At 34.2% G+C, this 24,506-nt stretch carries 20 protein-coding genes and 2 riboswitches; of the genes, 19 read left to right on the top strand and 1 reads right to left on the bottom strand.

The genetic code is table 11. From position 1 onward, the window contains the following. The first annotated feature begins 198 nt into the window (after nucleotides 1-198). From ACE01P_RS19905 to ACE01P_RS19855, 11 genes are all read left to right on the top strand, one after another. A complete protein-coding gene (locus tag ACE01P_RS19905; protein ID WP_379700784.1) occupies nucleotides 199-3,045 on the top strand; it encodes a TonB-dependent receptor plug domain-containing protein in 2,847 nt (948 codons plus the stop codon). A 335-nt stretch (nucleotides 3,046-3,380) separates the two neighbouring features. Beyond that, nucleotides 3,381-3,566 (top strand): hypothetical protein, encoded by a 186-nt coding sequence (locus tag ACE01P_RS19900; RefSeq protein ID WP_379700783.1) that lies wholly within the window; start codon nucleotides 3,381-3,383, stop codon nucleotides 3,564-3,566. A 69-nt stretch (nucleotides 3,567-3,635) separates the two neighbouring features. Then, on the top strand, nucleotides 3,636-4,940 hold the full coding sequence (locus ACE01P_RS19895) for an O-acetylhomoserine aminocarboxypropyltransferase/cysteine synthase family protein (protein WP_379700782.1): 1,305 nt from the start codon (nucleotides 3,636-3,638) through the stop codon (nucleotides 4,938-4,940). A 217-nt stretch (nucleotides 4,941-5,157) separates the two neighbouring features. After that, nucleotides 5,158-6,246, top strand: coding sequence for an aspartate kinase (locus ACE01P_RS19890; protein WP_379700781.1), 1,089 nt, complete (start codon nucleotides 5,158-5,160; stop codon nucleotides 6,244-6,246). A gap of 650 nt (nucleotides 6,247-6,896) precedes the next feature. Beyond that, nucleotides 6,897-7,097 (top strand): hypothetical protein, encoded by a 201-nt coding sequence (locus ACE01P_RS19885; protein WP_379700780.1) that lies wholly within the window; start codon nucleotides 6,897-6,899, stop codon nucleotides 7,095-7,097. Nucleotides 7,098-7,287: 190 nt separating this feature from the next. Continuing rightward, nucleotides 7,288-7,395, top strand: a riboswitch (SAM riboswitch). Between the two features lie 77 nt (nucleotides 7,396-7,472). Further along, nucleotides 7,473-8,456, top strand: coding sequence for an alpha/beta fold hydrolase (locus tag ACE01P_RS19880; protein WP_379700779.1), 984 nt, complete (start codon nucleotides 7,473-7,475; stop codon nucleotides 8,454-8,456). 1 nt (nucleotide 8,457) lies between these two features. Then, nucleotides 8,458-10,872, top strand: coding sequence for a bifunctional aspartate kinase/homoserine dehydrogenase I (gene thrA / locus ACE01P_RS19875; RefSeq protein WP_379700778.1), 2,415 nt, complete (start codon nucleotides 8,458-8,460; stop codon nucleotides 10,870-10,872). Nucleotides 10,873-10,946: 74 nt separating this feature from the next. After that, entirely contained in the window at nucleotides 10,947-11,372 is a 426-nt protein-coding gene (locus ACE01P_RS19870) for an OsmC family protein (RefSeq protein WP_073408333.1), read from the top strand. A 112-nt stretch (nucleotides 11,373-11,484) separates the two neighbouring features. After that, nucleotides 11,485-12,657 carry a trans-sulfuration enzyme family protein gene (locus ACE01P_RS19865; RefSeq protein ID WP_379700777.1) on the top strand — a complete coding sequence of 391 codons (1,173 nt, stop codon included), beginning with the start codon at nucleotides 11,485-11,487 and terminating at the stop codon, nucleotides 12,655-12,657. Between the two features lie 95 nt (nucleotides 12,658-12,752). Then, nucleotides 12,753-13,265, top strand: a complete 513-nt coding sequence (locus ACE01P_RS19860; RefSeq protein ID WP_379700776.1) for an alpha/beta hydrolase — start codon at nucleotides 12,753-12,755, stop codon at nucleotides 13,263-13,265. 220 nt (nucleotides 13,266-13,485) lie between these two features. Further along, on the top strand, nucleotides 13,486-13,896 hold the full coding sequence (locus ACE01P_RS19855; RefSeq protein WP_193846572.1) for an Rrf2 family transcriptional regulator: 411 nt from the start codon (nucleotides 13,486-13,488) through the stop codon (nucleotides 13,894-13,896). A gap of 97 nt (nucleotides 13,897-13,993) precedes the next feature. Here ACE01P_RS19855 and ACE01P_RS19850 read toward each other — a convergent pair whose 3' ends face one another. Beyond that, entirely contained in the window at nucleotides 13,994-14,776 is a 783-nt protein-coding gene (locus ACE01P_RS19850; protein WP_379700775.1) for a sulfite exporter TauE/SafE family protein, read from the bottom strand. Nucleotides 14,777-15,087: 311 nt separating this feature from the next. On the opposite strand from ACE01P_RS19850, the gene ACE01P_RS19845 reads away from it, so the two are divergent. The 8 genes from ACE01P_RS19845 (at nucleotide 15,088) to ACE01P_RS19810 (ending at nucleotide 23,905) form a co-directional block, all read left to right on the top strand. Further along, on the top strand, nucleotides 15,088-15,990 hold the full coding sequence (locus ACE01P_RS19845) for a sulfite exporter TauE/SafE family protein (RefSeq protein ID WP_379700774.1): 903 nt from the start codon (nucleotides 15,088-15,090) through the stop codon (nucleotides 15,988-15,990). A 25-nt stretch (nucleotides 15,991-16,015) separates the two neighbouring features. Further along, the gene (locus ACE01P_RS19840; RefSeq protein ID WP_379700773.1) at nucleotides 16,016-16,726 is read left to right on the top strand and encodes a phosphoadenylyl-sulfate reductase; all 711 of its coding nucleotides are present in this window, start codon (nucleotides 16,016-16,018) and stop codon (nucleotides 16,724-16,726) included. 130 nt (nucleotides 16,727-16,856) lie between these two features. Further along, nucleotides 16,857-17,756, top strand: a complete 900-nt coding sequence (cysD, locus tag ACE01P_RS19835; protein WP_057117574.1) for a sulfate adenylyltransferase subunit CysD — start codon at nucleotides 16,857-16,859, stop codon at nucleotides 17,754-17,756. Nucleotides 17,757-17,904: 148 nt separating this feature from the next. Continuing rightward, nucleotides 17,905-19,149, top strand: a complete 1,245-nt coding sequence (locus ACE01P_RS19830; RefSeq protein WP_379700772.1) for a sulfate adenylyltransferase subunit 1 — start codon at nucleotides 17,905-17,907, stop codon at nucleotides 19,147-19,149. Between the two features lie 83 nt (nucleotides 19,150-19,232). Beyond that, a complete protein-coding gene (locus tag ACE01P_RS19825; protein WP_379700771.1) occupies nucleotides 19,233-21,323 on the top strand; it encodes a nitrite reductase in 2,091 nt (696 codons plus the stop codon). After that, nucleotides 21,316-22,125 (top strand): uroporphyrinogen-III C-methyltransferase, encoded by an 810-nt coding sequence (cobA, locus tag ACE01P_RS19820; RefSeq protein WP_379700770.1) that lies wholly within the window; start codon nucleotides 21,316-21,318, stop codon nucleotides 22,123-22,125. Before ACE01P_RS19825 ends, cobA begins: the two co-directional genes overlap by 8 nt. A gap of 48 nt (nucleotides 22,126-22,173) precedes the next feature. Continuing rightward, nucleotides 22,174-22,755 carry a bifunctional precorrin-2 dehydrogenase/sirohydrochlorin ferrochelatase gene (locus ACE01P_RS19815; protein ID WP_125722120.1) on the top strand — a complete coding sequence of 194 codons (582 nt, stop codon included), beginning with the start codon at nucleotides 22,174-22,176 and terminating at the stop codon, nucleotides 22,753-22,755. Nucleotides 22,756-22,852: 97 nt separating this feature from the next. Next, nucleotides 22,853-23,905, top strand: coding sequence for an NAD(P)/FAD-dependent oxidoreductase (locus ACE01P_RS19810; RefSeq protein WP_379700769.1), 1,053 nt, complete (start codon nucleotides 22,853-22,855; stop codon nucleotides 23,903-23,905). A gap of 363 nt (nucleotides 23,906-24,268) precedes the next feature. After that, nucleotides 24,269-24,386, top strand: a riboswitch (SAM riboswitch). Nucleotides 24,387-24,506 lie beyond the last annotated feature (120 nt).

The following is a 24,506-nucleotide window of genomic DNA, read 5'->3' as shown; positions in this document are numbered from 1 at the left end:
AAACAAATGAAATTTACAGTTTGCAATATGATGTCTTGTAAGATGCCGGAGTTATCCGCAGAGACGCTATTGTAATTGTTTTTCAATAAAATATAAATAGAACCTCTGCCAAACCGCAGAGGTTTTTTTTATTGCAAAAATGAAACCTGTAAGATTTTTTTTAAACCAAAAAAACACTAATTAATCAGTAAAAAAGAAATGAAGAAAAATGTACTAATCGTTTTAGGTCTTGTGACTTTTTCAGGACTTTATGCTCAAGACAACAAAAAAGAGCAGGATAGTTTAAAAAACAACGAACTGTCTGAAGTTACTATTATTGGATCAAGAAGTAAAAACAGAGTAAAAACAGACGTGCCAGTTCCGGTTGATGTTTTTAACGTATCAGAAATAACAAAAGGAGCGCCGCAAACAAGCGTAACTCAAATTTTAAATTATGTTGCGCCGTCGTTTACGAGTAATCCAACATCTACGGCAGATGCAACAGATCACGTTGATCCAGCACAATTAAGAGGATTAGGGCCAGATCAGGTTCTGATTTTAGTAAATGGAAAAAGAAGACATACAAGTGCTTTAGTAAATATAAACGGATCGCCAGGTAGAGGATCGGTTGGAACAGACTTAAATGCAATTCCGTCTTTCGCTATTGAAAGAATTGAAGTTTTAAGAGACGGAGCTGCCGCGCAATACGGTTCTGATGCAATTGCTGGAGTAATCAATATTGTTCTGAAAAAGAATGCTAATTATTTGACTGGAGGAATTCAATACGGAGCAAATCTATCTTCGGGATCAAATAATTTTGAAGGAGGCGCAGACGGACAAACGGCTCAAATCGATTTAAACTACGGAACTTCATTAGGAAAACCAGGAAGTTTCTTGAATGTGACTGGAACTGCTGTGACTAGGCAAGCAACAAGTAGAGCAGGAATTAGAAGTAATCCAATTTTTAATGCTTACAATGCGGTCGAAAATAGAGCAGCACAAGATGGTGTAGAAATCAACTCTTTGTTTAGCAATATTAATACGACTACAAATTCAGCTCAGATTTTGTCTTCTTTGAAACAATATGCTCCACAAGTGGGCTATTTTACACCAGCGCAACAAAATGCTATTGCATCAGCAGCAACAATTGGACAAATGCAAACGGCTTTAAATTTTGATGTAACAAATAATGAATTGGCTTATAGAGGTCAGCAGAGAAGCGATTATAATATGAGTGTTGGACAGTCAGAATTGGCTGCGGGACAATTGTATTTCAATGCTAAATATCCTTTGAGCGAAACCACTTCTTTATATTCTTTTGGCGGGGTTTCTTATAGAAGCGGTAAATCGTATGCATTCAACAGATTGCCAAATGGTTCTGGAACTTTCACGCAAGTGTACCAAGACGGATTCCTGCCAGAAATTGAGTCAAAAATTTTAGACGCTTCAGGAGCGGTTGGAATAAATACGCAATTATTTGGCTTTGATACCGATTTAAGCACCAACTTAGGAACAAACTCATTTACTTATGATGTGAACAATACAATCAATGCGACTTTGGGAACGAACTCTCCATTTAGTTTTGATGCAGGAAAAGTTTCGTTTTTACAAAGTACAACCAATTTAGATTTCAGCAAAAAATATGATGTTCTTTCTGGATTAAACGTAGCTTTTGGAGGTGAATTCAGATATGAAAACTACCAAATTAAAGCAGGAGAAGAAGCTTCTTACGGATTATATGACGTAAACGGAGCTTTAGTTTCTGGAATTTTGCCAAGCAATTCGCCATTAATCGTAACAGACTTTTTTGGAAACAAACGTGGAGCAGGAGCCCAAGGATTTTCTGGATTTCAGCCTTCAGATGCTAAAGAGAAAGACAGACAAAGTGGTGCTGCTTATATAGATTTAGAATTGAATGCTACAGAAAAATGGTTGGTGAATGGAGCGGCACGTTATGAAAACTATTCAGATTTTGGAAGTACAGTTACTTTCAAATTGGCCTCTCTTTTAAAATTAACAGATAATATCAATTGGAGAATTTCTGGACAAACAGGATTTAGAGCACCTTCTTTACAGCAAAGATATTTTGAATCTAGTTCAACTCAATTTATAAACGGGGCTCCATATCAAGTTGGATATTTTACAAACGATTCTCAAGCTGCAAAAAGTATTGGTATTGAAAGTTTAAAACCAGAAAAATCAAAAAGCATCAGTACAGGATTTACATTTAAAATTCCTGAAGCTAACATAACCATTGCAACAGATGCTTATTTTACAAGAATCAACGACAGAATTGTATTGTCTGGACAGTATTCTAGACCAACAGATGCACAAATCGGTGCTGCAACTTCTCCAGAACAAGCAGAAGCATTGACTTTGTTTCAACAAGCATTTGACTTGAAAGGTGTAGAAAGAGCTTCATTCTGGACCAACGGAATCGATTCTGAAACAAAAGGAATTGATTTGGTTATTTCTCAGAAATATGATGTCATTCAAGATTTCGTTATCAGAAATGATTTTGCATTTAGTTTCAACGAAACCAAAAGAGTAGGCGATTTGCATGTGCCGAAATCAATCGTTGATGCAGGAGGAGAACCATATATTTATTCATTCTTCCCAGAATCAAGCCGAGTATATTTAGAAGAAGCAATTCCGAAAGTGAAAGCCAATTTAATGACCACTTTCAGTATTAAAAAACTGGATATTTATTTAAGAAACAGTTATTTCGGAAAAGTAACAGATCCAGGAGCAACAGATGTTAATTTAGACGGATTTTCTTCTGTGTACGAGCATCCAGAATACAGCGCAAAATTGGTTACCGATTTATCTTTAGGATATCAAATCAACGAGCATTTTAGAGCAACAATTGGAGTTAATAATATAGGAGATGTTTATCCAGACAGAAATAATCCTTCAACTCCTGCATTTACAAATACAACTCCAACATTGTCTCCAGCGCCAAGTACCGATTTGACAAATGCGAATCAGTTTGCATATTCAAGAGCAGTTTCTCAATTTGGATTGAACGGAAGATTTGGTTTTGCTCGTTTGAGCTTTAAATTCTAATTAAAATGAATCTCTTTCAAGTCTTTCAAATAAAGGCTTGAAAGAGATTTCAAAAAAATAAAACATAAAAAATTTGATTTTAATTTGGTGGTTTAAAAATATTTACTACTTTTACTCTATAGAAATAGTCGAGTTTAAAAAATAAGATTAATTAATACAAAAATGAAAGCAATAGCAAAAAGAAATATGATGTGTTGTAAGATGATGCAAATGTGCATCCCACATTGCTGTTGCCAAAAGTGAAAGAGTAAATCTTTGTTATAGTTAAGCTATAGCCCTTTTGGTCGCCATCCGAAAGGGCTTTTTTTATTCCAACTCATTTAAAATTAAAAATCATGAAAACATTAAATTCAATCGCAATAGAATATTTATTAAGAAACAATTCTCAAAATAACGATAATACATCTGAAGAGATAAAAAGAGAAATTTCAAGAATAAACGCAGAACAGAATAAAAGTCAAAAATCACTGCTATTTCAGATGTATGAATTAGAGGAAGAAGCAGAAGAATTTTTCGCTTAAATCTAAATTCAATTTCAAAAATCAAATTACAATATAACGTATTAACAATATTAAAAAAACTAAGAAATCATGAGTACTCAAAAATTTGCAACAAACGCATTACACGCAGGCCACGACGTTACTAAAAATTCAGGAACAAGAGCAGTGCCAATTTATCAGACATCATCATATGTATTTAACAACGCAGATCATGCGGCCAATTTATTTGGTCTTGCCGAAGCTGGATTTATTTACACCAGATTAAATAACCCAACAAATGATGTTTTAGAACAGCGACTGGCAGCGCTTGAAGGCGGAATTGGAGCGGTAGTAACTGCTTCTGGAGCATCAGCTATTTCTACAACATTATTAACTTTATTGAAAGCAGGAGACCATATCGTAGCGTCAAACAGTTTGTATGGCGGAACTTATAATCTTCTTAAAGTTACACTACCAAGATTAGGAATCACAACAACTTTTGTTGATCCTTCAAAACCTGAAAACTTCACTAAAGCAGCTAAAGAAAATACACGAGCTTTCTTTGTAGAATCTCTTGGAAATCCAAAATTAGATGTACTCGATTTAAAAGCAATTTCGGCAGAAGCCAAAGCATTCAAAGTGCCATTTATAGTAGATAATACAGTTGCGACACCTTATTTATTAAACCCAATTAAATATGGTGCCGATATTGTTATTCATTCCTTAACTAAATATATCGCAGGAAACGGAACTTCATTAGGAGGCGTTATCATTGATGCTGGAAACTTTGACTGGGCAAACGGAAAATTTCCTGAATTTACCGAGCCATCTGCAGGATACCACGGATTAGTATATCATGAAGCTTTAGGAAATGCAGCTTTTATAGCAAAAGCTCGAATTGAAGGTCTGCGTGATTTTGGTGCTGCTTTGAGTCCATTTAATGCTTTTCAGATTATTCAAGGGCTAGAAACACTTCCAATCCGAATTAAGAAACATAGTGAAAATGCTTTGGCTCTGGCCGAATGGTTAGAAAAACAAGATGAGGTGGTTTGGGTAAATTATCCAGGCTTGAAATCGAGCAAATACAATGCTTTGGCTAAAGAATATTTGCCAGAAGGCCAAAGTGGTGTTATCACTTTCGGATTAAAAGGAGGTTTTGACGCTGCGAAAAAAGTAGTAGACGATACCAAATTATTCTCTTTGTTGGCCAATATTGGTGATACAAAATCGCTAATTATTCATCCAGCAAGTACTACGCACCAGCAATTAACAGAAGAAGAACAATTAGAAACAGGAGTTTCAAAAGATTTAGTTCGTCTGTCTGTGGGAATTGAAGATATCGAAGATTTAATTGCAGATCTGCAAGCTGTTTTTGAGAGCGTTTCTGTTTCTCAATTCAGCATCAATAAAAATTAGGTTTTTTTGTTTTTTGTTTGAAAAATTGCCTTTAGCGAGTGGTTTTGCTAAAGGTAATTTTTTATGAAAAGCATCTTTATAAAAAAAATAAACCATATAAGGCATATAAGTTCATTTAATTGCTTGCGTCACAATTTACACGCACAGAAATTAGCCAATCCGAAAATGAACTTATATTACTTATATGGTTTTAAAAAAAATTAAAATGTTAGAAATTATGTCAAAGCTTAAAATAAACATTATCCTTTTCGGAATTGGAAATATCGGAAGTACTTTGATTAATCAGATTGTTGAAAGTCAGGAGTTTTTCCTGGAAAGCAAAAACGTCGATTTTCATTTTCCCATAATAACCAATTCGACAGTTGCTTTTTTTGAAAAAGAAGGAGTTGGCTATGCTTGGGAAACCAATTTTAGACAATTGGCAGTTCCTTTTAAAGTAGAAGATATTGTCGAATTTGCTCAAGAAAATGAATTCGAAAACCTGATTGCCGTAGATGCAACCGCCAGCGATGAATTGGTGAAGCATTACAACACGTTAATCAAAAACGGATTCAATATTGTAGCGGTAAACAAAAAAGCCAATACGCTCCCAATTGACTTATATAAAGAACTACGAGCAGATCTTAAAAAGTACGACAAGGAGTTTTTGTATGAAACCTCAGTAGAAAGCGGAATTCCAGTTTTGCAAACCTTAAGAGATTTGTATTATTCGGGTGAAAAAATCACTAAGATTCGTGGCGTTTTCTCTGATAATCTGAGTTATGTCTTTAATCGATTTTCATCGGAAGATGTTTCGTTTTCATCGGTTTTAAAAGATGCGAGCCTTTTAGGATTAATGAAATCAAATTTTAAAGAAGATCTTTCAGGAAACGACACGGCAAGAAAGCTTTTGATATTGGCCAGAGAAATAGGAAAAGATTTTGAGCTTTCAGACATTACAATCAAGCCTTTTATAACCGAAGAACATTTGGAGAAAAATGGAGTGTTAAATAAAGACGCTGTCGATAAATCTTTTAAGATCGCCAAAATTACGCAAGCAGAAAATCATGTGTTGAGATATGTAGGAGAATTTGATGTAGAAAAAGGCACTTTGGAAGTCAAATTAATCTCGGAACCAACAGATTCTCCAATCGGACAATTGAAAGGTTCTGACACCATTTTTGAAATTTTCACTAAATCTTATGCTGATATTCCGATCGTAATTCAGAGTGCTCCGCCATGCAAACAAGCAATTTCTAGAGGAATTATAACTGATATTTTGAAAATTGCGGAGCGAATTAGGAGTAAAGAAGCGGTTTGGCTGTAATTTTTTAGTTAAAAAAAAGATAAAAGAGAAAAAAGTTCTTTGATAAATTGATTTGTCAAATGGAATTATGAAGGAAAATCGGCTTATTTTGTAAGTTTTTTACTTGTATTATTTCGTTTTCGTTTTTGTAAGATGTTTTTTGTCGTTAAAAAACACATTTTCAACGGATTTTGTAATTAAATTCTTGAATTTTATTTGTGTAATAAGAAAAATATTTGCATATTTGTTATACCCAAAAACTACTAGAAATCAAATGAACTTAAAAGTCAACAAAATGTTTTGTGCCATTTCGGTTAAGACCGAGGCTGGGGTGTCTATTGCTAAAAAATTGTAAGAATACAATAATAATATAGTAAGAGCCTCCTAAGAAATATTTTAGGAGGCTTTTTAATTTAATAAAAATGCAGAATTTAAAACAACAATATAAATCACAGATGAATAAATCCTTACAGATGAACACGAAGATGTTTGCTGTCGCGCTTATTTGCGTGAACGTCTGTTGATACTAAAAGTATAAATGAGTTTAAAAACTTAAACCCTTTTGGTATCTAAAAAATCCAAAAGGGTTTTTTTATTCATTAAAACGAATTAACAAAAAGATAAACGAGAAATAAAGATTATAAAACACAACTTAACTAAAACTTATCATCATGAGCAAATTGAACTACTTCGCAGAAAAAATTTCTAAATTGAAAAACAGAAGGACAAAAAATAGTAATCCGCCGCCAACAAATGAATTGGCTCACCCAAGATTCGGAATCACAGAGGAAGATAAAAATACTTTGAAAAAAGTACCAAACTCTTTATTGTTTTTGATGTATTCAAAAGAAAATGAAACGCTTTTTATCTAAACGGAAAAGCATCATAAATTAGGGTAAAACCTGCTTAATTTTACTGGGCATTTTTGTTCGGTAAATTTTTGCGTATAATAGTTTTTGCTACAGTAAGTCACAGAAATTTAACAAACACTTTTAGATAAAATTTGTTTGTTATAGAAATTAGTAGTTAATTTGCACTCGTTAAGTTCAAACAAATATTGAAATGTTATAAAGAAAGGACGAGGGATTAGACCCGATGAAGCCTTAGCAACCCTTCGGTAAAACGAAGAAGGTGCTACATTCTACCACGCCAAACGTGGAAAGATAACAACAAGATTTTTTCTAGTTAAACCTAGTTTTTCTTTCTAATATTTCCATATACAAATCAATAATACAACAGATTTGAAATTGGAAAATATACCAAATCCCATTATAATTCAAGATTTCATCACAGAAAGTGGTGCAAATTATCATTCTATACCATTAAGTTTTACGCTGGCGGGTCAACCTTTGCACAGCGCGCCTATTGTTTTGGTTAATCATGCTTTAACTGGAAATTCGCAAGTTACTGGCGAAAATGGCTGGTGGAATGACTTAATTGGCGAAGGTAAAACCATTGATACTGCTGTTTATACCGTTTTAGCATTTGATATTCCTGGAAACGGAAGCAACTCTTTTTTAATCGACAATTATCATGACTTTACGGCCAGAGACATTGCAAGAATCTTTATCGAAGGCGTAAAAGCTTTAAATATCGAAAAGCTTTTTGCAGTTATTGGAGGTTCTGTTGGTGGTGGAATTGCTTGGGAAATTTTAGCTTTAGCGCCAAACATCACAGAAAATCTTATTCCGATTGCGAGCGATTGGAAATCTACAGATTGGCTTATTGCAAATTGCTTCTTGCAAGAGCAAATTCTAAACAATTCTTCAAAACCAATCGAAGACGCGAGAATACATGCCATGCTTTGTTACCGTTCGCCAGAATCATTTAAAGAAAAATTTCAGCGAACCATCAATCAAGATCTTTTGATTTTTAATATCGAAAGCTGGTTAGCACATCACGGAAAAAAATTGCAGAAAAGATTCCAATTATCTTCTTATAAATTAATGAATCAGTTGCTTAAAACAATTGATATTACTAGAAATAGTGAAAGTTTTGAAAACTTAATGTCTCAAACAAAAGCTTCAATTCATATTGTCGGAATCAATTCGGATTTGTTTTTTACAGCAAAAGAAAACGTAGAAACCTACGAAGAATTGAAGAAGTTTAAAGACAATGTTTTCTATAGCGAAATTGATTCGGTTCACGGACATGACGCTTTTTTAATCGAGTACAAACAATTAGATCATTTACTTGCCGACATTTTTAAGGCAGAAACAATAAAGAAATAAAATGAAAGTATTAAAATTTGGAGGTAAATCATTAGCAAACGGAGAAGGACTTAACAAAGTTGTTTCTATCATTTCTGATAAAGTAAATCAAGGTGAAAAAATTGCAGTTGTAGTTTCTGCGCGCGGAAATGCGACAGACGAATTGGAATTTATCTTAAGCATTGCTGCTAAAAATGGCAGCTACAAAGAATTATTAGAGAATTTTAAAAAATATCAAATCTCAGATTACCCACAAGTTGATTTGTCTGAAGAATTTAATGTCTTAGATAAACTTTTTGAAGGTGTAAGCTTAATTGGCGATTACAGCAAAAAAATCAAAGATCAGATTTTGTCTAAAGGAGAATTGCTTTCTGCTAAATTATTGACGGCTATTTTGTTGGAAAAAGGAATTCCAGCCAATTTTGTTGATACAAGAGATTTATTGAAAACCGATTCTAAATTTGGCGACGCACAGCCTTTAGAACAGCTTTCGAAGAAAAACGTAGTCAATTATTTTAAAGAGCATAACGGAGAAACGGTTAATATAGTTACAGGTTTCATTGGATCTAATAACAACAACGACACAACTACTTTAGGTAGAAATGGCAGTAACTATACCGCTTCGTTAATCGCAAATTATTTAAATGCTGAAGAATTACAAAACTTCACGCACGTAGACGGAATCTACACTGCAAATCCTGATTTGGTTGCAGATGCTAAGAAAATCGAATATTTATCGTTTAATGAAGCAAATGAGTTGGCAAATTTCGGTGCAACGATTCTTCATGCCAAAACGATTATTCCTTTGTTAGAAAAGAATATTCCGTTGCGAATTTTAAATACATTCAATCACGAAAATCGCGGAACTTTAATCACTTCAGATTCTTCTAAAGAAGGAATTAAAACGCTTTCTGTTTTAGAAAATGTTTCTCTTGTAAATCTTGAAGGACGCGGATTACTTGGGAAATCAGGAGTTGATGCCCGAATTTTTAAAGTAATGGGTGATCACAATATCAGCGTGAGTATCATTTCGCAAGGTTCTTCAGAAAGAGGAATCGGATTGGTTGTAGCAACTGATAAAGCAACAACTGCGGTTGTGGAATTAGAAAAAGAGTTTGAAAATGACTTTTATTCTAAAGATGTAAATCAGATTACGGTAACAGACAATGTATCGGTAATTTCGATTATTGGTCAGGATTTGAGTACTTTTCATAAACCATACACGGCTTTAATCAAAAATAAAATTGTTCCGATTTTGTTTAATAATACCGTTACAGGCAAAAACGTGAGTTTGGTTGTTAAGAAAGAAGAATTAAACAAAGCTTTAAATGTAATTCACGGTGAGATTTTTGGAGTTTCTAAAAAGATCAACATTGCTATTTTCGGCCACGGATTAGTGGGAGGAACTTTGATTAATCAAATTTTAGAATCGGCTTCAGCGATTGAAAAACGTAAAGATATTAGGCTGAATGTGTTCGCTATAGCGAATTCTAAAAAGGTGCTTTTAAACAAATACGGCGTTACAAACAACTGGAAAGAAGATATTCAAACAAAAGGCGAAGCTTATACGATAAAAGATATTATCGCTTTCGCGAACGAGCATCATTTAGAAAACTTGATCGCGGTTGATAACACAGCAAGTGCGACTTTCGTAGAAAACTATATTCCGCTTGTAGAAAACAGTTTCGACTTGATTTCTTCAAATAAAGTAGCAAATACGCTAAGTTATGGTTTCTATAAAGAGCTAAGAAGCGCTTTAGAAGAAAATCAAAAGAATTATTTATACGAAACCAATGTTGGTGCAGGTTTACCGTTAATTGATACAATTAAATTATTACACCTTTCAGGAGAAAATATCACTAAAATTAAAGGAGTTTTCTCTGGAACATTGAGTTATTTATTCAATAATTTCTCTGCGAAAGATGCGCCTTTCAGCGAAATCTTGCAGGAAGCAATTGATAACGGATATACAGAACCAGATCCGCGTGAGGATTTATGCGGAAATGATGTTGGAAGAAAATTATTAATTTTAGCTAGAGAATTGGATTTGCAAAATGAGTTTGAAGAAATCTCAATTCAAAATTTAATTCCAGAGCACTTACGTGAAGGAAGTGCAGCTGATTTCTTGACGAAATTGAAAGAATTCGATCCAATTTATGCTAAAATAAAAGCAGAACAACAGCCAAATCACGTGTTGAGATACATTGGTGAATTGTCTGGAGATTTGCAGAATGATAAAGGAAATTTAGAAGTAAAATTAGTTTCGGTTCCATCAGACACAGCGCTTGGCGGATTAAAAGGCTCTGATTCATTCTTCGAAATTTATACAGAATCTTACGGAGATCGTCCAATCGTTATTCAAGGAGCTGGTGCAGGTTCTGCAGTAACGGCGAGAGGAGTTTTCGGAGATATTTTGAGATTGTCTGATAAAGGATAATTGATTTTTAATTTTAGATTTTAGAGTTCAGATTTTAGATTTGAACGAAAACAAAACAAAAAAATAACAACACAATGAAAGTAACTTTAAACAGAGTAAACGACGCATTTCATTTTAAAGTAAAAAATGAACGCGGACACATAGTTGACGTTGACAGCAGAGCCGAATTTGGCGGAAGCGATTTAGGCGCAAGTCCAATGGAATTAGTTTTAATGGGAGTTGCAGGATGCAGCGCTATCGATATGATTTCAATCTTGAAAAAACAGCGTCAGGAAATCACTTCTTTCAATGCTGAGGTTGAAGGTACGCGAGTTCAAATCGAAGAAGCTAAACCTTTTAAAGAAATCGATGTGGTTTTTTATTTAGAAGGAGAAATCAATCCGGAAAAAGCAAAAAAAGCGGCGCAACTTTCTTTCGAAAAATACTGTTCAGTAGCCAAAACGGTTGAGCCAACAGCAACAATTAAATACAAAGTAGTTTTAAACAACGAAGCTTTGTAAAATTAGAAAATGAGTTAATTAGATAATTAATTCTGAACAATTTGAATTTAAGCTCAGGTTTTAACGTGGAACCTGAAACTTGAAACAAAAAAAACAAAAAAATAACAACACAATGAATACAGAAGAATTTGGTTTTGAAACACAAGCCATTAGAACACAATTAGAAAGATCGCAATATTTAGAACATTCGGTGCCTTTGTACCTTTCATCAAGCTTCGTTTTTGAAGATGCTGAAGACATGAGAGCTTCTTTTACAGAAGAAAAAGAAAGAAATATTTACAGCCGTTTCAGCAATCCAAATACAACTGAGTTTGTGGATAAAATTTGCAAAATGGAAGGTGCTGAATCAGGTTATGCTTTTGCAACAGGAATGGCAGCAGTATATTCTACTTTCGCGGCGTTATTGAATTCTGGAGATCATATTGTTTCTGCAAGCAGTGTTTTTGGATCAACTCACGCTTTGTTTATGACTTATTTTCCAAAATGGAATATTGAAACGTCTTATTTCGAAATCAATAAGCCAGAAACAATCGAGAGTTTTATTAAACCAAACACCAAAATATTATATGCTGAATCTCCAACAAATCCTGGAGTTGATGTAATTGACTTAGAATTGTTAGGAAATATTGCTAAAAAACACAATTTGATTTTAGTTATCGATAACTGTTTTGCAACGCCATATTTACAGCAGCCAATTAAATTTGGAGCACATTTAGTAATTCACTCAGCCACAAAATTAATCGACGGACAAGGTCGTGTTCTTGGTGGTGTTACTGTTGGAAACGCAGATTTAATCAGACAGATTTATTTATTCTCTAGAAATACAGGTCCAGCTTTAGCGCCATTTAATGCTTGGGTTCTTTCAAAAAGTTTAGAAACATTGGCAGTTCGTGTGGACAGACATTGCGAAAATGCTCTAAAAGTGGCTGAATTTTTAGAAAGCCATCCAAATGTAAATAGCGTAAAATATCCTTTCTTAAAATCGCATCCGCAATATGAAATCGCTAAAAAACAAATGAAAGCGGGTGGAAACATCATTGCATTTGAAATTAAAGGCGGAATCGAAGCGGGAAGAAAATTCTTGAACGCAATTAAACTTTGCTCATTATCAGCAAATATTGGAGATACAAGAACAATTGTAACACATCCAGCTTCTACAACGCACAGCAAATTATCTGAAGAAGATCAATTGGCAGTTGGGATCACGCAAGGTTTAGTTCGTGTTTCTGTTGGTTTAGAAACTGTTGAAGATGTAATTGCAGATTTAAAACAAGCGTTGGCTTAAAACATAAAATATAATACTTTTGAAGGGCTATTTTTTTTAAATAGCCCTTTCTTGTTATTGAGAGAATCGCTTTTTAAATTTTAGTTTTACAAAACATGAAAAAACCAAGATTGCTATTATTGTCAGATTTATTTGGAGGCAATCCCGAATGGATTCAGAACTACATCGAAATTTTAGAACCTAAATTTCAAATTCAATATTATGATGTTTTAAAATTAGCTGAGATTGATTCATTAATTGATGAAAAGGAAATACACAATCAATTTTTGAATGGTGGAATTGAAAAGGCTGTGACTAATTTATTGAATTCAGAAAAGGAAAATGTTGCAATTCTGGGTTTCAGTATTGGCGGAACAATTGCTTGGAAAGCTTCTTTAGGAGGTTTAAAAGTGAAAGAATTAGTTGCTGTCTCTTCAACAAGACTGCGTTTTGAAACCGAAATGCCTAATTGTAAAATCAAGGTTTATTTTGGAGAGAAGGATTTAAATGCGCCAAATTATAATTGGTTTCTAGATTTAAAAATTTCAAATCAGATTATTGAAAATCAGGGACATCTTTTGTATCAGGAGAAAGAAAATGCTTTTCTTATTTGTAGTGGTTTTTTGTAATTAATCCAGTAAAAGTCTATTTTTGTTTTAGCTAAGAAATATTCTTGGTATTTCTTCTTTCCTTTAGTAGGTTTAATTTTCATAGCGAAGTAATCTGATAGATTTAGTAGAATTTAACTTTATTCGTTGTGATAGTTCCAACAAAAAGCATACTTTTGTCATTCAATAATTTGCAAGGATTTGGTCGGAGATTAAATGCTGCAATCTAAATTTTACATTAGTGCTTTCAAAGAAAACAAAATACGGAATAAAAGCTTTAACCTATTTGGCCAGAAGAGAAAATAACGATCCTGTACAAATAGCTGAAATTGCAAAAAGTGAACATATTTCGATTAAGTTTTTGGAAAGTATTTTGTTATTGCTTCGAAACTCAGGTTTTCTAGGAGCAAAAAAAGGAAAAGGCGGCGGTTATTATCTAATAAAAGATCCAAAAGATATTAGCATGGCGAAAGTCTATAGGATTCTAGAAGGTCCAATCGCATTGTTGCCTTGTGCAAGTCATAATTTCTACGAAAGATGTGATGACTGCGATGACGAAACAACTTGTGCCGCACGACGTTTAATGACAGAAGTTCGTGATAATACACTTAAAATATTAGAAAGTAATTCTTTGGCAGATATTGCATTCTAAAAAAAATAAACCATATAAGTAATATAAGTCCATTTTAGACTTTGCGTAAAGTTTGATTAAATGAACTTATATTACTTATATGGTTGAAAAATTTATCTTAAAATATCAATTTATATCCAGCCATGAAAAGCATTACAGCAATTGCATTTCTAAGGAATTGATCTGGAACTTTTCCGCTTAACATGCTTCCCATATAAATTCCAGGCAACGAGCCCATTAATAATTGGCCAAGTAATCCTATATCTAAATTTCCCATAGAAGCGTGTCCAAGACCTGCAACTAGAGTTAATGGAACAGCGTGTGCAATTTCGGTTCCAACCAAACGAGGAGTCGGTAAAAGCGGATAAAGGAAAAATAAAGTTACGGTTCCTAATGCTCCGGCGCCAATAGAAGTTAAAGTTACGGTAGCTCCTAATAAAACTCCAATGCCGATAGTCAGCATATTTTGAGTTGTACTTTCACTATGAAATTTATCTCCAGCATGTTTTTGAGAAAAAACTAAAAGCTTCTGTTTAAATATAATTGCTACTGAAGTAAATAATAAAGCCCATCCTAAACTGTACTTAATGACTTTATTGATAGTTTCAATATCAGTTTTAATACTGTTTAAAATCCATAACGTAATTAAAGCAGCAGGGACACTTCCTAAAGTCAGCCAACCGGTAATTTTCCAATTGATATTTCCTTTTTTGTTGTGAACAAATACGCCACCCGCTTTTGTAAAAGCAGCGTAAAGTAAATCAGTTCCAACGGCTTTTGTTGGAGGAATTCCGAAATACAATAAAATAGGAGTCATAAGTGAGCCTCCGCCTACTCCTGTTAACCCGACAATAAATCCAACTACTAAACCTGCTATTACAAGACCAATCTGAAAATCCATGAAAAAATATTTGCTGCTAAAATAATAACAATTTTATAATTATCCTATGGATTTGGTAGAGATTAAATGCGTATTTTTGTGAATCACAAAATTTGAGACTGTTGTTAAAATAATAGTAAGCAACATTTAATTTGTTAAAATAATCACTAATTCTTTTTTAAATGTCTTTTATCTTGGTTTATAAGATGATAGCTGATGCAAAAAAGTAAATATATTGTTTTGATATTTCGAAATATATAGTACTTTTGCAAAGTAATCTACTAAGCCGATAGGGTAATGGATTTTTGAGAATAAAAAACAATTCTTAAAATATGGAAAATGAGCTTAAATTAAACAATGCGATAGTAAAGTCTGATTCTTTATCAAAAGAAAGATTGTGGGTCGCAATACCAGTTGTTTTGTTGTTAGGTTTGGCAGTTACATTAGTTTATAATCATCACGCCGAATTTTCGTGGGATGGTTTTGTTCAGGGATTTGATGAAAACCTTTTGGTGTTTTTCTTAATTGGTGTTTTTGCACAATTAGTAGACGGCGCTTTAGGAATGGGATATGGAGCAACTTCTACGTCATTTTTATTGGCTTATGGAGTTTCGCCAGTTTTGAGTAGTACGGCAGTTCACGTTTCAGAGATGTTTACAACTGGAGCATCGGCGCTTTCGCACCACCGCTTTGGTAACATCAATAAAAAATTGGTAAAGCATCTATTGATTCCTGGAGTTTTAGGATCAATTACAGGAGCTTATTTATTATCTGATGTGATTGATGGAGATATTATTAAGCCATTTATTGCGGTTTACATGATTATTCTGGCGGTTGTAATCATCAGAAAGGCTCTTAGAAAAAGTGTTGTAAAAAAGAAAACTAAAAAACTAGGCGTTTTAGCAGTGTTTGGAGGTTTTATGGATTCTGTTGGAGGAGGAGGCTGGGGCCCGATCGTAACTTCGACATTATTAGGAAGAGGAAGAAATCCGAAATATACTATTGGGTCTGTGAATGCAGCAGAGTTTGCGATTTCGTTTGCAAGCGGAATCACTTTCATGCTTTTTGGCGGAATTCATGGCTGGCAGATTATTATAGGATTGATTTTAGGAGGAGTTATTTCAGCGCCAATTGCGGCTTATTTGGTAAATAAAATTAAAAGAAAACCAATGATGGTTGCGGTTGGGGTTCTAATTATATTATTGAGTTTAAAAACATTATCTAAATTATTGTAAAAGATAATTTTAGAAAGGAGAGATTATGAGTGCGAGCATTGTACAAGAATTATTAGAAAAAACAAAAGATCTTTCGCTTGACGAAACCTTAGTTTTTTTAGCAAAAGAATTTCCGGGAAAAGTGATTTTTTCTACGTCTTTTGGTCAGGAAGATCAGGTAATTACTGATTTTATTGCAAAAAGTAACACCGATATTACGGTATTTACTTTAGACACAGGAAGATTATTTCAGGAAACTTACGATGTTTTTCATAAAACATTAAAAAAATATAAAAGACCAATCGAAGTGTTTTTTCCAGAAGCGGCTTCAGTTGAAAATCTTTTGAAAACAAAAGGACCAAACAGTTTTTACGATTCGGTTGAAAACAGAAAAGAATGTTGTTTTATTCGAAAAGTGGTTCCGTTAAGAAAAGCTTTGGCAGGAAATTCAGTTTGGATTACGGGTTTAAGAGCAGAACAATCAGAAAACAGACAAGATTTAAGTTTGTTTGAATACGATGGAGGTTTCGAAATCATCAAATTCAATCCGTTGCTAAAATGGACTTTAGAGGAGGTTGAAACCTATCTTTCAGAAAATAATGTTCCTCAGAATGCTTTACACAAACAAGGTTTCGTAAGTATTGGATGCGCACCTTGTACGAGAGCGATTTTCCCAGGTGAAGATATCAGAGCCGGAAGATGGTGGTGGGAATCAAGCCATAAAGAATGTGGACTTCATAGCGCTAAGAAAGAGTAAGTAGAAGAAAGAAGCAAGAGGCAAGACTTCTTAATAGATTATAGAATAAAGAAGTGGAGATTTTAGATCAGGGGAAAAACTTGAAACTTGAAACAAAATTTTCACAAATAAAATATCAAACAAAAACACAATGAGTTCAGTATTAAAAACAAACGCTTTAGAGAGTGAAGCGATATACATTTTCAGAGAAGTAATTTCACAGTTTGACAAACCGGTTTTACTTTTCTCAGGAGGAAAAGATTCTATTACATTGGTGCGTTTAGCGCAAAAAGCATTTTTCCCTGCTAAAATTCCGTTTCCTCTATTGCACGTTGATACGGGACACAATTTCCCTGAAACGATTGCTTTCAGAGATAAATTGGTAGAAGAATTAGGTTTAGAGTTGATCGTTCGTAATGTTCAGGATGCTATTGATGAAGGGAAAGTAGTTGAAGAAACTGGAAAATATTCAAGCCGTAACAGCTTACAGACTACAACACTTTTGGATGCAATTGAAGAATTCAAGTTTGATGCTTGTATTGGTGGTGCGCGTCGTGATGAAGAAAAAGCAAGAGCTAAAGAACGTATTTTCTCTGTTCGTGATGATTTCGGACAATGGGACGAGAAAAATCAGAGACCTGAATTGTTTGATATCTTAAATGGAAAAATCGAAAATGGTCAAAACGTTCGTGTTTTCCCAATTTCAAACTGGACAGAATTAGATGTTTGGAGCTATATCGAAAAAGAACAAATCGAGATTCCATCAATCTATTTCTCACATAAAAGAAAAGTTTTTTTGAGAGACGGTTTAATCTGGTCGCATTCTCCTTTTGTGTACCAAGAAGAAGACGAACAAATCGAAGAAAGAATTGTTCGTTTTAGAACCGTTGGAGATATGAGTTGTACAGCTGCTGTTGAATCGTATGCAGCAACAATCGAAGAAGTAGTTGGCGAAATCAGATCATCAACAATTTCTGAAAGAGGAGCTAGAATCGACGACAAACGTTCTGAAGCTGCAATGGAAAAAAGAAAACAACAAGGATATTTTTAAGTTGTTGGTTGATAGTTTTTAGTTGATAGCTGAAAAATTCAATAATTATAACAATAACATAAAAATAACAGAATTAATATTTGATGGTTTTAGTTGATGTTTTAGAAAAACCAACAACCATAAACCAACAACCAACAACATAAAAAGAATGGACGTTTTAAAAATAGCAACAGCAGGAAGTGTAGATGACGGAAAAAGTACTTTGATCGGAAGATTATTGTACGATACAAAATCATTGACTACAGATAAAATTGAAGCAATCGAAAAAAGCAGTAAACAAAAAGGATACGATTATTTGGATTTTTCTTTGGCAACTGATGGATTAGTAGCAGAAAGAGAGCAAGGAATCACGATTGACGTTGCACACATTTATTTTTCGACTGCAAAGAAAAGTTACATTATTGCCGATACTCCAGGACACGTAGAATATACAAGAAACATGGTTACAGGAGCTTCAACTTCTCAGGTTTCTATCATTTTGATCGATGCTAGAAAAGGAGTTATCGAGCAAACTTACCGTCACTTTTTCATCAACAATTTATTGAGAGTAAAAGAAGTAATTGTTGCCATCAATAAAATGGACTTAGTAGATTACTCAGAAAAAGTTTTCAATAAAATCAAAGCTGATTTTGAGGCTTTAAACGCAAAAAGTACTTTCAAAGAACAAAACGTAAGCTATATTCCGTTAAGTGCAATCAACGGAGGAAATGTTGTGGACAAATCTGAAAATATGCCTTGGTACGATGGACAAACAGTTTTAGAACATTTAGAAGGATTACATTCTCATGATGTTTACGAACCAGGAAAAGCACGTTTCCCAGTTCAAACGGTTATTCGTCCAAAAACTGAAGAATACCACGATTTCAGAGGTTACGCTGGAAAATTATACGGAAACTCAATTAAAGTTGGAGATGCTGTAACGGTTCTTCCTTCTTTAACAGAATCAAAAGTTACGAAAATTCACTTCTTCGATAAATCATTTGACGAAGCTTCTGCAGGTTCTTCAGTGACAATCGAATTAGAAAATGATATCAATGTAACGAGAGGTGACATGATTGTAAAATCAGACGAACTTCCAAGAATTGAAAAAGATATTACAACAACAGTTTGCTGGATGGATAGCAAGAAATTGGTTCCAGGAACTAAATATTTAGTACAGCACAATACGAACAGAGTTTTAGCAAAAGTAGAAAGCATCAAAAACACGATTGCAACTGATTATTCAGGAACAACAGAAGCTTCACAATTAGCAATAAACGAAATCGGAGAAGTAAGTATCAAATTAAGCAAGCCTTTATATTTTGACGCTTATAACGACAACAAATCAAACGGAGCTTTTATCTTAATTGATACAGCTACGAACACAACAGCAGGAGTAGGGTTTATTCGATAAACAGTTGATAGTTGATGGTTTTTAGTTGATAGTTTCAACAATAACCAACAACCAAAAACTAACAACCAACAACTAAAGACAAGATGGAAAGTTTTAGAACAGAAATAGAAAATCCGGTAGTTCAGAAGGAGATTATCGAATTAGAAAAAAAGATTCACTTATTCCGTGGGGGAAAAATTGATGATGAGCGTTTTCGTAGCCTTCGTTTAGCGCGTGGTATCTACGGTCAGCGTCAGGAAGGCGTTCAGATGATTCGTATCAAATTGCCTTATGGTAAAGTGACCAGTGAGCAATTGAGAAGAATTACGGAAGTTTCAGATAAATATTCTACAGGGCGTTTGCATATTACAACACGTCAGGATATTCAGATTCACTATGTGAGTTTGGACAGAACACCTGAACTTTGGTCAGAACTGGCAAAAGACGATATTACTTTGCGTGAAGCTTGTGGAAACACAGTTAGAAATATCACAGGAAGCGAATTAGCGGGTGTAGATGTAAACGAACCATTTGACGTTTCGCCTTACGCACACGGCTTGTTCCAATACTTATTAAGAAATCCAATCTGTCAGGAAATGGGACGTAAATTCAAAATTTCGTTCTCTTCTTCAGATGAAGATACAGCTTTGAGTTATTTACACGATTTAGGATTTATTCCGAAAATCAAAGACGGACAAAAAGGATTTAAAGTTGTTTTTGGAGGAGGTTTAGGATCTCAGCCAGCGCACGCAGAATTGCTTTCTGAATTTATTCCGGTTAACGAAATCATTCCAACAGCAGAAGGAATCATCCGTATTTTCGACAGATACGGTGAGCGTGCAAAAAGAATGAAAGCGCGTATGAAATTCTTAATCAAAGAAATGGGGAAAGATGTTTTCCTTGATTTAGTTGAAAAAGAGAAAAAAGCAATCGCTTTTGAAACATACGAAATTGATACAACTGCTTTTGATGGACCAATTGCAGAGCCAGTTTTAGAAGTGCCACAAGTTACAATCGAAGATTCAGTAGCTTATGAAGCTTGGAAAAAATCGAATGTAATTGCACAAAAACAAGCAGGATATTATGCTATCGGAATCAAAGTTTTATTAGGAGATTTTTATACTGATAAAGCGAGATTATTAGCAGATTTAATTAAAAATTACGCAGCAAACGAATTACGTTTTTCATTGCGTCAAAATATTGTAATACGTCACGTAAAAGAAGAGAATCTTCCTTTCTTTTATCAAGAATTAGCCAAATTGGACTTTGTTCATTTAGGATATAATTCAGTTGGAGATATTACGGCATGTCCAGGAACCGATACTTGCAACTTGGGGATTGCAAGCAGTACTGGTATTGCCGAAGAATTAGAAAGAGTTTTAAGTGCAGAATATCCTCAATATTTAAACAATCGCGAAATTGAAATTAAAATTTCGGGCTGTATGAATGCTTGCGGACAACATAATATGTCTGCAATTGGATTCCAAGGAATGTCTATCAACTCAGGAAAATTAGTAGCTCCAGCTTTACAAGTTTTATTGGGTGGAGGAAGATTAGGAAACGGAGAAGGGCGTTTTGCTGATAAAGTGATCAAAATCCCTAGCCGTAGAGGCCCAGAAGCTTTGCGTACAATCTTAAATGATTTTGACGCTAATGCGAATGGAGAAAAATTCCTAAACTATTATGATTTAAAAGGAGAGAAATACTTCTACGAAATCTTAAAACCATTATCTGATGTAACAAATCTAACAGAAGCTGATTTTGTAGATTGGGGTAACGCAGATAATTACGTAAAAGCAGTTGGAGTTGGAGAATGTGCTGGTGTTGTGATCGATTTAGTGGCGACTTTATTATTAGAAGCTAAAGAAAAAATCTCTTTCGCACAGGAAGCTTTCGACAACCAAAAATGGTCAGATGCAATTTATCACGCTTACGCAGGATTTGTAAATGGAGCAAAAGCTTTATTATTAGCAGAAAACCAAAAAACAAACCACCACGCAGGAATCGTTGATTTGTTTGATACTGTTTTTATCGATACGAATAAAATCGAATTGAATTCAACTTTTAAAGACTTGGTTTACCAAATCAATAAAAATGAACCATCTGAAGCTTTCGCTAAAGATTACATCGCGCAAGCCATTGTTTTCTTTGATAAAATCGAAACTTTCAGAGCACAAGAATTAGCAAATGCTTAATATAAAACCAAAAATAACTTTAGTCGGTGCAGGTCCGGGCGATCCCGAATTATTGACGCTAAAAGCTGTAAAAGCACTGGTTGAAGCTAATGTGGTTTTATACGATGCCTTGGCTAACGAAGAAATTCTGGATTACGCGCCAAAAAACGCCATCAAGATTTTTGTTGGAAAAAGAATTGGAAACCATGCTTACTCGCAAGATCAAATCAATCAATTGATTGTAGATAATGCTTTAACGTATGGAAATGTAGTTCGATTAAAAGGCGGCGATCCGTTTATTTTTGGAAGAGGAAGCGAAGAAATAGAATTTGCAGAAAGTTTCGGAATTGAAACGATTGTCGTTCCAGGAATTTCATCTGTAGTGGCGGTTCCAGCAAGTCAAGGAATTTCGATTACAAAAAGAGGCGTTTCAGAAAGCTTTTGGGCGATTACCGGCACAACATCAGATAGAAAATTATCTTCAGATGTAGCTTTGGCAGCACAATCTTCTGCAACAGTTGTAATTTTGATGGGAATGCACAAACTGCCTCAGATTATCGATTTGTTTCAAAAAGAAAACAAAGGAAATCTGCCAGTTGCCATCATTCAAAACGGAACAACAGCAGAAGAAAAAGTTGGCGTAGGAACAGTCGATTCTATTTTAGAAATCGTAAAAGAAAAAGAATTAGGTTCTCCAGCCATTATCGTTTTAGGCGAAGTGGTTCGCGAAAGCCATAAATTAAAAGGATTTTACGAAGAATTTTGTCAAAAAAAGGAGTTGGATAAAATGTTCCGTCAGAACCAATTCGTTGGAAAAAAATGATCGATTGAAGAAAATCATCTAATTTTGATTGGATGAAAATAAATTAAAATGGAACAAAACGAATTATATCCAATATTTCTAAAGCTTCACAATTTAAATGTATTGATTGTAGGTGGAGGAAATGTAGGTCTGGAAAAGCTTTCTTTCTTGTTGAAATCAAGTCCGAATGCAAATGTAGAGGTAGTAGCAAAAGAATTTCATTTAGAAATAAAAATTCTAGCAGAGCAGCATCCTTCGATAAAATTGACAAAATCGAAGTTCAAAAAGAAAATGCTCAAAAAGCGCCACATGGTAATCGCTTGTACAGATAATCTTGAAGTCAATAAAAGAGTGTACGATTTAGCTAGAAAACGCTATTTGATTTGCAATATCGCCGATACGCCAGATTTGTGTGATTATTATTTGGGCGGAATCGTAACGAAAGGAAATGTAAAAATTGCCATTTCAACCAACGGAAAATCGCCAACAACAGCCAAAAGGCTTCGGGAGTTTTTCGAAGAAGTAATTCCAGAAGATATCAATCAAATGGTTGAAAATCTCAATGAATACCGAAAGACACTAAAAGGCAATTTTGAAGAAAAGGTTAAAAGAATGAATGAGATCACTTCTTCATTAAAAAATAAAGAGTAAAAAAGTTTCGGGAAGAAATAAATGATAAAAATCATTGAAAGTACAAGGATTTATTCGTTTCTTTGCGTTATTAAGAATGATTATAAACAACAACATAATGATTAAAACAGATATACTTATAATTGGAGCAGGACCAACAGGTTTATTTGCCGTATTCGAGGCAGGATTATTGAAATTAAAATGTCATATCTTAGATGCTTTACCGCAAGCAGGAGGACAGCTTTCAGAATTATATCCTAAGAAGCCAATTTATGATATTCCTGGATTCCCAGAAGTTTTAGCTGGAGATCTAATCGACGGTTTGCAAGAGCAAATTAAGCAGTTTGAACCAGGTTTTACTTTAGGAGAGCGTGCAGAAACAATCGAAAAACAAGAAGATGGAACTTTCATTGTAACGTCTAATAAAGGAACTAAATTCCACGCGCCAGTTATCGCAATCGCTGGAGGTTTAGGAAGTTTCGAGCCTCGTAAACCACTTATCGAAGATATCGAGTTTTATGAAGATAAAGGAGTAAAATACTTTATCAAAAATCCTGAGAAATTCAGAGATAAAAGAGTTGTTATTGCAGGAGGAGGAGATTCAGCATTAGACTGGTCAATTTTCTTAGCAAACGTAGCTTCAGAAGTAACTTTAATTCACCGTAGAAATGAATTTAGAGGAGCTTTAGATTCTGTAGAAAAAGTACAAGAATTAAAATCAGCTGGAAAAATCAAATTAATCACTCCAGCAGAAGTTATCGGAATCAACGGAGCAGAACACGTAGAGTCTTTGGATATCGAAGAAAACGGAGCGCACCGTAAAATCGATTGTGATTATTTCATTCCACTTTTCGGATTAACACCAAAATTAGGTCCAATTGGAGACTGGGGATTAGAAATCGAGAAAAATGCAATTAAAGTTAATAATGCATTAGATTACCAGACAAACATTCCTGGAATCTTCGCCATTGGAGACGTAAATACATATCCTGGAAAATTAAAATTAATTCTTTGTGGTTTCCACGAAGCGACTTTAATGTGTCAGGCAGCATACCAAATCATCAACCCAGGTAAAAAATACGTATTGAAATATACGACAGTATCTGGAGTAGACGGTTTCGACGGAACTCGTAAAGAAGCTCCTAAGGCAGTTGTTAAAGCGATTGTTTAAGTTGCTGAGAGGCTAAGTTTCTAAGCTACTAAGATTTTTATATAGAAAGCTCAAACTATAAGTTTGAGCTTTTTTTATTCATCACAGAGAATCCCAGAGGGATGAAATATTTATAGATTAGAAATTATGCGTTAGAAAAGAGCTCCAGCGGAGCGGCATATATTTCGCTCCGCTGGAGCTTATCTATGTTAGGTTATTATTTTCTATAAATATTATACTCCTCCGGAGCTTGATTGTTTAAAATATAAATTTCCAAAAGGAAAACTTAGAAACTCAGTGTCTTAGAATCTTAGCAACTTAAAAAAAACATTTGCAAATCGTATTGCCATTTCATACCTTTGCACTGTTCTTAAAATTTATTGTTCGTTATCACGAAAGGCGGAGGGATAGACCCGATGAAACCTTAGCAACCCTTTACTATAAAGAAGGTGCTAAATTCTACTTTTTACTGTAAAAACACAGTATTTAAGATAGATAACACAAATACATTCTCGTATTTCCTAAAACTTTTCCAGACAACATACAAATAATTTACTGAAAGCAATTTCGGTAAGGAGCGAATCATTGGCGCATTTTTGCAGTCAATAGTTCCCGCTTTTCG

It is taken from the genome of Flavobacterium sp. HJSW_4 (assembly GCF_042436695.1).
Taxonomy (GTDB): domain Bacteria; phylum Bacteroidota; class Bacteroidia; order Flavobacteriales; family Flavobacteriaceae; genus Flavobacterium.
The sequence above is the reverse complement of the archived record's forward strand: the minus strand, read 5'-3'. Positions and strand labels throughout refer to the sequence as shown.